Genomic DNA, 10,977 nt, shown 5'->3' on the forward strand with positions numbered 1-10,977 from the left:
ATGAGCTTAATTTCGAAAAACGATTTAATCCAGGCTTCCGGCTTAAGTAAAATAGGGTTCCTAAAGAATCCTGTGGCATCTGCTATCATGAGCGTTGCTAAAATAAATGAAGTCAATAAACTATATGATAAACTAAAAGACAAGGAAGGTAAAGACTTTTTCGATTCATTTGTGAGGGAAAGAAACTTAAGCTATATTGCTTTTGAAGAAGATTTGGCTAAAATTCCCAAAACAGGTCCATTTATTTTGGTATCCAATCATCCTCTTGGAGCAATTGATGGGATATTGATGTGTAAAATATTAACAGAAGTGCGTCCGGATTTCAAAGTAATGGGTAATTTTCTACTGGAGAAAATAAAACCAATGGAACCGTATGTAATTTCTGTAAATCCATTTGAAAACAGAAAAGGTGCTTACAGCAGCTCTTCCGGAATGCGTGAAACTTTAAAACATCTTGAAAACGGAGGATGTGTAGGTATTTTTCCAGCTGGTGAGGTTTCCAATAAAAACAATCCTTATAGTGAGATTTTGGATAAGGAATGGGAAAAGCCCGCTCTAAAACTGATCAAAATGGCAAAAGTACCGGTTGTGCCCATGTATTTTCATGCAAAAAACAGTACTTTATTTTATCAGGTTGCAAAGATCCATGCTAATTTACAAACCCTGATGTTACCATCAGAAATGATGAATGACAGGGAAAAACCTATCCGTATCAGGATCGGTAAACCGATTGCGGTAAAGGCTATGGATGAAATGGAGACCATCGAAGAGTTGGGTGAGTTTTTAAAGCGTAAGGTTTATATGATGAAATCTTACTACGAAAAGAGAAAATCATTAGCGCAGGTTATCAACCTGCAAAACCTATCATTAAAATTCCCTTTACTTAAAGAAGAAAATATTGTACAGAATATTATTGATGAAACTCCCAAAGAAAATATTCTTTCTGACATCAATAAGCTGAGAGGTACGGATAAAATGCTTTTCAGTAATGGCAATTACGAAATCTATTTTACAACCTATGAAGAAATTCCTTCCGTAATGAGGGAAATAGGCAGACAAAGGGAACTTACATTCCGTGCTGTAGGAGAAGGCAGCAATCTCCCTTTTGATCTTGATGAATACGATAAACATTATCACCATCTTTTTCTTTGGGACAATACGGCAGAGACACTTGTCGGAGCTTACAGGATGGCTTTGGGTAAAGATGTCATGAAAAAATATGGCATCAAAGGATTCTATACCAGTTCACTTTTTGAATTTGAACAGGATATCCATCCGTTCTTCAAAAAGGTTATTGAAATGGGGAGAGCCTATATCTGCCAGGAATATCAACAGAAACCTCTTCCACTTTTTTTATTGTGGCGGGGAATTGTTCATGTATGCCTGAGAAATTCTGATCATAAGTTCCTGATGGGTGGCGTGAGTATTTCCAATAAATTCTCCGAATTTTCAAAGTCTTTAATGATTGAGTTCATGCGCTCAAATTATTATGACGGAGCCGTTGCCCAATACATTACTCCGAGAAACGAATACAAGGTAAAGCTTAGAGACCGTGACAAAAATATCTTTTTCGAGGAGATGGAATCCGATCTTAATAAGCTTGACAAAATCATTGATGATCTTGAACCGGAATTAAGATTGCCTGTTCTGATCAAAAAATACATAAAGCAAAACGCAAAAGTAATCGCATTCAATGTGGATCCAAACTTCAATGATGCTATTGATGGACTTATGTATATTCGAATCAGTGATCTTCCGGAAAGCACGATTAAGCCGGTATTGGAAGAAATGAGTGAACAAATCAGAAAAGAGCAGGAAAATAATCCGGCTGAGAATCAGTAGGTTTTTGTTATTGACAGAAAAAAAACGTCTTAATACTTGCGTCATATACTAAAACTTACTACTTTTGCATCACTTTAAAACAACGAAGTAAGACAAACAAAAATATAATGGTTTCTTAGCTCAGTTGGTAGAGCAATGGATTGAAAATCCATGTGTCCCTGGTTCGATTCCTGGAGAAACCACAAACCACCTTTTATAAGGTGGTTTTTGTTTTTATCTAATGCTCAGTTTTTAGTATTCTGAAGTATATCGTTTTCCCCTATAATAAATCCTTCCAGAAACAAAGGGGAAATTTTACTGATTTCATATCTTGAGCAAAATATGCATTAAGATTAAGCTTGTAAAGTTTGAATAGAAGGTTTTGAAGTGTTGCTCTTGAAACCAGTAAGCTTCCCAAAAAATCCATCAACCCATTTTGAATATAAATCTAATTATTTGGTGTCAATAATTGAGAATTTGTAAATAGTTGAATGTTTATATACACTTCTAGGAGTTAGTACTGGTGATGGAAAATGAGATTGATTAATTGCGTCGGGAAAGTTTTGCGTTTCCAAACAAAACGACTCTCTTTCCTGATATATGTGATCCTCTTTTCCTTTTTCGTTTTTTATCCAATTGGCAGTATATAATTGTAAGCCCGTCATAGTGGTAAATACCTCCATTTTTCTACCCGACCCTGGCTCTATAGCGGTAGCTACTAAATCTAAACTATATATACCGTGTTTTAAAACAAAATTATGATCATATCCACTAGCAATAGCAAGTTGATCGTGATCACTATTAATTCTGTCTCCAATACATGTCAGGGAGGTAAAATCAAACGGGGTATTTTTTACAGTTAAGATCTCACCCGTTGGTTCATGATTTTTTGTAAGAGGAGTGTAAAAATCAGCCTCGATCTGCAATTGGTGGTTATTTATTGTTCCACTACCTTCTCCTGCCAAATTAAAATAAGAGTGATTCACAAGGCTGAGTATAGTTTCCTGATCTGTTGTTCCTGTATAATCTAATCGTAATTCATTATTTTCATTAATAGAATAGGTTACTGTTACAGTTACTGTACCCGGATAACCCTCTTCCCCGTCAGGAGAAGTATATTGAAAGGTCACTTTTGAGACAGAAGTCTTTTTAACATCCCATATTTTCTTATCAAAACCAATCAAACCACCGTGCAAATGATTACTCCCATCGTTAACTGTTAATGAGTATTTTTTTCTGTTTAATGTAAATTTTCCTTTTTTGATACGATTAGCATATCGACCACAAATAGCTCCTTGATAAAGTTTATTATTATCAATATATTCTTGTGCCGTATCATATCCTTGTACCACATCTGTCAATTTCCCCTCTTTATCTTTAACATTAATACTAACTATGATTGCACCATAATTAGTTATCTGTACAATCATCCCATTCTTATTTTTCAAAGTGAATAATTGTACTTTCTGATTATTGTGAACTGTATTAAAAGCCACTTCACTGATGATACCCATTATTTCAAAAATCTAATTTGACGGCTCCTTTTTGCCTAATAAATAAAGGATGGCAAGAACCAGCACCAAATAAATGATTTAAAGTTGTAATGTATCTTTCAAGCAAATATTCAGGAACAAAAGCTTGTATGGTTCCTGCGAATCCTCCTCCATGCACACGCCAAGCTCCAGTACCTTTTAATACTACTTCGCTATATGCCAATCCCAATGAAACTGCTTGTTCTTTTATGTTACTTGATACATAAACATTTTGATTGTACATATATGAACTATGCCCAGAATCTATTACCAATTGTAAAAATTTTTTAAAATCATTCTTCTCTAATGCCATTACTTCATCTACTACCCGGTCATTTTCGCATTCAAAATGAATTGCTCTTAAAATAGCCCGATCTCCCACTTTCTGACGGATCGAAGGTGCAATATCCATTACTTTTTCCAAAGTAGTTTCTCTCAGCACACCGCATCCTAAATGGGTTGCAACGTCTTTCATCTCTTTAGGTAAAACAGCATATTCATTATTCAAATTGGTATGATCCCCTCGGGAATCTGTAATTACTAAAGAAAAGCCGGTAGATTCAAAATCAAAATCTACTTTTTTAACAATAGGATTTGCTATATCAGCAAAATCAATGGATACCAATCCTCCTACCGAACAAGCTATCTGATCCATTAATCCACAAGGTTTTCCAAAGAAAACATTTTCTGCATATTGTCCTACACGAGCATTTAAGATGGGATCTAATTTACCTTCGTTAAATAAATGACTAACAATTACCCCGATTAATACTTCAAATGATGCAGACGAACTTAATCCGGAACCTTTAGGAACACATCCATCAATTACGGCATCGAATCCTCCTATTCCATATCCCAATTCCTTTAATCGAGCATTAATTCCGCGAACAAGAGCATCTGGAGTTAAAAATTCATTTTCGTTGGGAGCAAGATGATTTAAATCTACTTCAAATGATTGATAGCCTGAAGATTCAATCCGGATTATATTTGAATTATTTTTAGCTGCAATGGCAATATTATCTAAGTTTACCGCACCCGCTAATACGCGACCATGATTATGGTCTGTATGATTACCTCCAATTTCGGTTCTTCCCGGTGCGCTGAAAACAGAAATCTCTTTATCCCCAAAAACTTCTTTGAAACGGGACAATGTTTTGGTATACCGGACTGCTTGCTGATGTAATAATTCTGAATTCCGCCCATATAATTCTCTAAAAAGGGGGATATTACCATCTTTAATTATAGAATAAATATATTTAATATTTGACATTTTATTTGTATCCAATTTATAAAACAGTCTATTTTTATTAAGAGCTATTTTATTTAATTTTATAATGAATTGTTGAACTTTTTTTAAGAATGTCTGCGCTTTGTTCCGGAGTAATATCTCTTTGTGCTTCTGCCAGCATTTCATATCCTACCATAAATTTCTTCACACTAGCTGAGCGAAGTAAAGGGGGATAAAAATGCATATGAAAATGCCATTCCTCATGTGATTCTAGATCTGTAGGTGCCTGATGTATTCCGGCAGAATAAGGGAAGGAAGTAGAGAAAATATTATCGTATTTCACAGTTAAATCTTTCAATATTTGAGCAAATAAAACTTGATCTTCATGTGAAAAAGCCAGTAGGCTATTTAAAGGCATTTTACTAATAATCATTGTTTCAAATGGCCACGTTGCCCAAAATGGAACCAAGGCCACAAAAGCTTCATTTTCTAATATAATTCGCTCATTAATTCCTATTTCCCTTTGAAGATAATCAGACAGAAGGGTTGTTCCATGTTTATCATAATAGTTTTTCAAATTTTGTTGTGTTCTAGCTACCTGGGAAGGAATAGATAACTGTGCCCAAATCTGCCCATGAGGATGAGGATTACTACAGCCCATAATTGCCCCTTTATTTTCAAAAATCTGAACATGATTAATGTAATCTAGCCTTCCCAGATTCTGATATTCTTCTTTCCAGACAGACACAACGTTTGTAATTGCTTCTACAGACATTTCAGGAAGAGTCAATGAATGGTCATGTGAAAAGCAAATTACACGATTAATTCCTCTTTCAGGTTCAGTTTTAAATAATTCATCCTCGGTTTTATCAAAGGTTACTCCTTCGCTCAATAAAGCTCCAAAATCATTATCAAATACATACACACCCTCATACTGGGGATTTTGGACTCCGTTAACTCTTGAATTTCCCGGGCATAAATAACATTCGGGGTCATATTGATTTTGAACGTTTGGCAATGGTTCTTCCTGTTGTCCTTGCCATGGCCGCTTTGTTCTTTGTGGTGATACTAAAACCCATTCATCCAATAAAGGATTATATCTTCTATGTGGATGATCTTTGCTGTTAAATGAACTACTCATATTGAGTTTCTTTATATCAGTTTAGCCCTTTTTCAGGGTTTAACTTGTCCAAAATAGGTTCGGTTAATGTATTTAATTCTTTATTAATTTTATTATTTTTCTGCTCAAAAATAATAATCTCATTATCACCATTTCTTAGATAACATCCTGGTAAATATAATGTCTGTTGTGGTCCTACTGACCAATACCTTCCTAAATTAATTCCATTAACAAATACAATTCCTTTTCCAAAAGGCCGCATATCCAAGAAAGTATCTCCCACTTTTGATACATTAAAATTTCCTTTGTAGATAGCTGGTCTATTCTCTTTTAGATCTGATTTTTGTTTTGCATCAATTACCGGAGCCTTTTCAAAAGGAAGTCCATACATCTCCCAATCTCCGGTGATTTTTCGGTCATTAATAAATGCAGGAGAAATAATTCCTTTTGTATTTTTATTAATAGCAGCTCCGTAGTTAATTCTTCCCATGTTTTCTACCAAAATGTCTAATTTTCCATTGAAGGGTATATTAACTTCACATTCATATTTTTTATAATAACGATTAAGCTCTCCAACTTTTTCTCCATTCACATAAACAATCGCATAATCTCTTAATCCATCAAGTTTTAAAGTTCCTTTAATTGGTTGATTAAAGTTTTTGCTGTACCAGACATAGCCATACCCCTGATTTAATTGCTCAAAAGTCAAAGGATCATCATTAATTACTGGCTTTACATTATTTTTTAAATTTTCTAAATCTATTGCCTGAGACAATTTAATACCCTGAATCTGAATGACTGGAATTTTTGCAGGAATAGGAGGCGTAGAAGAATTTTTTAATAATTCTCTTAATTTCAAATACTTTTCAGTCTCCCAACCTGCCTCAGTAATGGGAGCATCATAATCATAACTGGTCATACTCGGTTGTATGTCATGATCTTTATCGTAATTAGCTCCAGAGGTAAACCCAAAGTTAGTTCCTCCATGAACCATGTAAATATTAAAAGAAATATCGTTATTCATGAATTTTTCAATATGGCTTTTTACTCTTTCCGCGGCTTTACGAGGGAAAGGTTCTGCCCAATGATCTAACCACCCGGGATAGTATTCCGCTACCATAAAAGGACCTTCTCCGTTATGAAATTTCTTTACCTCTTTCTTAATATTTTCTGGATCTTCGTCTCCATTTGCAGTTGGCAAAGCGCCAGGTAAAGCACCTCCTTCAAATAGCCAGTCTCCATCTGAAGTAAAAAACTCCATTCCTTTGAAGCCAACTTCTTTTAATTGATCAAATACAGATGAACTATATTTTTTATGATCTTCCATTTTAATATCTTCCCGTTGACTAACGAAAGATCCAAATTCATTTTCTCCCTGCACCATTACAATAGGACCACCATTAACAATCAGATAAGGTTTTACCACCTTATAAAGTTCTGTGAAATATGCTTTTGTTGAATGTAAAAAAGGTGTATTGTATTCTCTAATTTTCATATCCTTGTCATTTTGCAAAAACCAAGGATAACCTCCGAATTCCCATTCTGCACACACATAAGGTCCCGGGCGAAGAATTACCATTAAGCCTTCTTCTTTTGCTATTTTTAAGAATTCAGGTAAGTTTCGATTCCCGGTTTGAAAATCCCATTTTCCAGGAGCTATTTCATGATAATTCCAAAATACGTATGTAGCTATTGTATTTAGTCCCATCGCTTTAACCATTTTTAAGCGGTGTCTCCAATAATCATGAGGAATTCTGGCATAATGAATCTCACCTGAATGCAATTTAACTGCCTGTCCGTTAAATTTAAATTCTCCATTCTCGATTTTGAAAGATTCATATTTAATAGGTTTCTGCTGTGCGCTGATCAAACTTGCCCCTACTAAGCACAAGGCTAAAATTATATTTTTAATAAGCTTCATCGTAATGTATTATAAATCTAGTTTAGTTAATAAAATAAATTTATAAATTTACCAGACACTACCATACTAGTTCCTACCGGTTTTTGTAGCTTTACTACCAGTTTAAAATTTGGAAATATTTCGAAATAATTTGGGATTCAGTTCTACCCAAATACCAACAGATTATAAATTCCATTGAGCAAGGCTAAAGGATGAAAAACTATTTTCTATAAAAGTGTCTATGTGATAAATTATAGCAAAAAACCAACATTTCTCATTTTCCTCAAATACAAAACTCAAAATTTCTATTACCAAAAACGAACATATATAGCAGTTAGAAGTAATAAAATAATGACAATCAGAAATAATGTTCTATTGTCCACACTGAACATATTTTTGTCTGTGACAAAAGCCTTTGGATTTACTTTTGGTTCAAAAAAACTTAAGAGAATCATTACAACTGCAGTAATGAAAAATGACCAGCCCATATTGATAAGGAAAGGAATCTCTGTAATGGTTTTCACCACACCGTTTTCCAATTTTTCATAAGTGAATGCTGTATAAATCCATGTTTCTTTTCCAAACAGGCCAACTGCAAAGCTGTTAAAGAAAATAGATAATAAAAAACCAAGAATAACTCCAACTATAGCAGCGGTTCCGGTAGTTCTTTTCCAAAACATTCCTAAAATAAACATAGCAAATACACCCGGACTAATAAAGCCAGTATATTTTTGTATAAATGTGAAACCGCCTTCTCCACCGATTCCCAAAATATCTGTCCATGTAAATACCAAAGCAATAAGCATAGCCACTATAATTGCCCAACGTCCTGTTCTTACCATTTGCATTTCAGAGGTGTTGGTGTTTAAATATTTTTTATAAATATCTAAAGTGAAAATTGTAGATATACTATTTACTTTTCCAGCAAGTGATGCGACTATTGCAGCTGTTAAAGCAGCAACCGCAAGACCTTTAAGCCCAGATGGAAGCAACCCCAATATTGCAGAATAAGCACTATCTTTTACCCCATTAAAAATTGACAAATGACCTTTTGTATAGAGTACATAAGCTGCAATCCCAGGAAGTACAACAATTACAGGCATAAAAAGTTTTAAAAAACCTGCAAATAAAATTCCTGTTCTTGCTGTTTTCAAATCTGCTCCTAATGCTCTTTGGGTAATGTATTGGTTACATCCCCAATAATTAAGTTGTACAATCCATTGTCCAGCAAAATACATCGCTAAGCCTGGCAAAACCACATATTTCTGCACCGCTAAATTTTCCGGCATTGATAAAGAAGTTGTTGTTATTTGTGGTTTATTTAGAATGAGTTTGAAATGTCCCGGAGCTTCTTTCAAAAGGGTATCTAAACCCGTTAAGGCATTTCCAATAGCAGCACCATTAATTCTTTGATCCACCACCTGTAATGCCATATAAACTGTAGCAAAACCACCAATAACAAGAACTGCTACTTGAATAACATCCGTGTAGCCAATGACTTTCATTCCCCCCAATCCAATAAACAAAGCCATTAGTAAAAGTGCAATCATGATGATATGCAGGTGGCCTCCACCAAGCAATGAATCAATAGCTACAGCTCCTAAATAAAGAATGGAAGTAAGATTAACAATTACATACAAAAATAGCCAAAAAACAGCCATAATAAGGGAAACAGACTTATTATATCGTGTTTCCAAAAACTGGGGCATCGTATAAATCTTATTTTTGAGATAAATCGGAATAAACCATACTGCAATAATGATTAGGGCAATTGCAGCCAGCCATTCGTAGACGGCAACAGCTACTCCTATGAAGAAGCCTTCTCCACTCATCCCAATAAATTGTTCTGCCGAAATATTAGATGCAATCAGGCTCGCTCCAATTGCCCACCACGTAAGTGAGCCTTCTGCAAGGAAATAATCTTTACTTCCTGTCGTTTTTGATTTCTTTCGCTTGTATATCCATAAGCCATATGCTGTTACAACCGAAAAATATATTAGAAATATAACAAAATCAAGAGTCGAAAGTTTTCCCACGCTTAAAAATTTTTATAGTAAGTTTATCATAGATTTGTACACTTTTTAGCACTTTTATATACTCTAAAGTATTTAATAATTTAGCGTCCCTAATAGATCATTTAAAATAAAATTGAATCTTTTTCAGAAAAATCACATAAAAGGAAACATTATCTTACCAAATATATAAATTTGGAAAACGCATCCATACTTGTTCCTACCAGTTTTTGTATATTCACCACTAGTTTTAAAAAATTGGAAATATTATGAAACTTATTAAAATAACTCCCGATTCGGTTATCCCTAAATACCAACAGATTATAAATTCCATTGAACAGGCTCTTGCTCAACAACTGCTAAAAAAAAATGACAAGCTACCTTCCATAAATAAAGTATGCATGGAATTTGGCATTTCTAGAGACACCGTTCTATATGCCTACGAAACATTGAAAAAGAGAGGAATAGTAAATGCCATTTTAGGTAAAGGGTACTACATAAAAAGTACTGATTGGGATTTTGAAGAGCGAATTTTTCTATTATTTGATGAGCTTAATGCTTTCAAGGAAACACTATATAATTCATTTTTGGAAGAGTTACAACAAAGATCTAATATCCATGTTTTTTTCCACTACTTCAATATAGATGTCTTCAAGAAATTAATCGAAGAAAATAATGGAAACTACACAAAGTACATAATTATGCCGGGCAATATGAATAATACGGCGCCCATTATTAAGATGCTTCCAAAGAAGGATGTTTATATATTAGATCAAACCAATTTACATTTAAGAGAATATTCATCAGTCTATCAGAATTTCGCAAAAGACATGTATAATGGTCTATCAAAAGCGAAAGCTTTGCTTAAAGCACACCAAAGACTGATTCTTATTTTTCCAGGAGAAAAAGAACCTATAGGTATGGTAGAAGGATTTACCAGTTTTTGTGAGCAGCATAAAAAGAAACATATCATTATCAATAATTTTACCGACGAGGAAATACTGGATGGAGATGTATTCATAATTCCTGATGATAAACACTTGGTAAATGTTATTAAACAATCTAAAAAGCAGAAGCTAAAGATTAAAAAGGATTTCGGAATTATCTCCTACAACGAAACGCCTCTTAAAGGTATTGTAGAAAGTGGTATTACTACAATTTCCACGGATTTTTGGCAAATGGGAAAGATCTTAGCAGAAATGATTCTTAATTCCAAACAAGAAAGGATCGAAAATGCGTCTGATCTAATTATCAGGAATTCCTTATAAATGATTTGAATTAATATTTTTTACCTGAAATTATTTAAAAAAAATATAAACAAAAGCTAAATAGGGCATCATTCTGAACGAATTTATGCTTGTTTT

7 protein-coding genes and 1 tRNA gene are annotated in these 10,977 nt (G+C 34.0%); 3 read left to right on the plus strand and 5 right to left on the minus strand.

Annotated elements, in window-relative coordinates:
- Both MTQ00_RS09870 and MTQ00_RS09875 read left to right on the plus strand, forming a co-directional pair.
- The gene (locus MTQ00_RS09870) at positions 1 to 1,842 is read left to right on the plus strand and encodes a lysophospholipid acyltransferase family protein (protein WP_172279588.1); all 1,842 of its coding nucleotides are present in this window, start codon (positions 1 to 3) and stop codon (positions 1,840 to 1,842) included.
- Positions 1,843 to 1,951: 109 nt separating this feature from the next.
- Positions 1,952 to 2,024, plus strand: a tRNA-Phe gene (locus tag MTQ00_RS09875).
- Between the two features lie 249 nt (positions 2,025 to 2,273).
- Here the strand turns inward: MTQ00_RS09875 and MTQ00_RS09880 are convergent.
- The 5 genes from MTQ00_RS09880 to MTQ00_RS09900 all read right to left on the minus strand — a co-directional run bounded on the left by MTQ00_RS09880 (position 2,274) and on the right by MTQ00_RS09900 (position 9,637).
- Positions 2,274 to 3,335 carry an aldose epimerase family protein gene (locus tag MTQ00_RS09880; protein WP_273648685.1) on the minus strand — a complete coding sequence of 354 codons (1,062 nt, stop codon included), beginning with the start codon at positions 3,333 to 3,335 and terminating at the stop codon, positions 2,274 to 2,276.
- 4 nt (positions 3,336 to 3,339) lie between these two features.
- A complete protein-coding gene (locus MTQ00_RS09885) occupies positions 3,340 to 4,623 on the minus strand; it encodes a galactokinase (protein WP_273648687.1) in 1,284 nt (427 codons plus the stop codon).
- 49 nt (positions 4,624 to 4,672) lie between these two features.
- Complete coding sequence (locus tag MTQ00_RS09890) at positions 4,673 to 5,722, minus strand: UDP-glucose--hexose-1-phosphate uridylyltransferase (RefSeq protein WP_273648689.1); 1,050 nt, start codon at positions 5,720 to 5,722, stop codon at positions 4,673 to 4,675.
- 16 nt (positions 5,723 to 5,738) lie between these two features.
- Complete coding sequence (locus MTQ00_RS09895) at positions 5,739 to 7,622, minus strand: beta-galactosidase (protein WP_273648691.1); 1,884 nt, start codon at positions 7,620 to 7,622, stop codon at positions 5,739 to 5,741.
- Between the two features lie 287 nt (positions 7,623 to 7,909).
- The gene (locus tag MTQ00_RS09900; protein WP_273648692.1) at positions 7,910 to 9,637 is read right to left on the minus strand and encodes a sodium:solute symporter family transporter; all 1,728 of its coding nucleotides are present in this window, start codon (positions 9,635 to 9,637) and stop codon (positions 7,910 to 7,912) included.
- Between the two features lie 245 nt (positions 9,638 to 9,882).
- On the opposite strand from MTQ00_RS09900, the gene MTQ00_RS09905 reads away from it, so the two are divergent.
- Positions 9,883 to 10,881, plus strand: coding sequence for a GntR family transcriptional regulator (locus MTQ00_RS09905; RefSeq protein ID WP_172279598.1), 999 nt, complete (start codon positions 9,883 to 9,885; stop codon positions 10,879 to 10,881).
- The last annotated feature ends 96 nt before the right edge of the window (positions 10,882 to 10,977 follow it).

The sequence above is a fragment of the Chryseobacterium sp. B21-037 genome (assembly GCF_028570785.1).
GTDB lineage: Bacteria > Bacteroidota > Bacteroidia > Flavobacteriales > Weeksellaceae > Chryseobacterium > Chryseobacterium proteolyticum.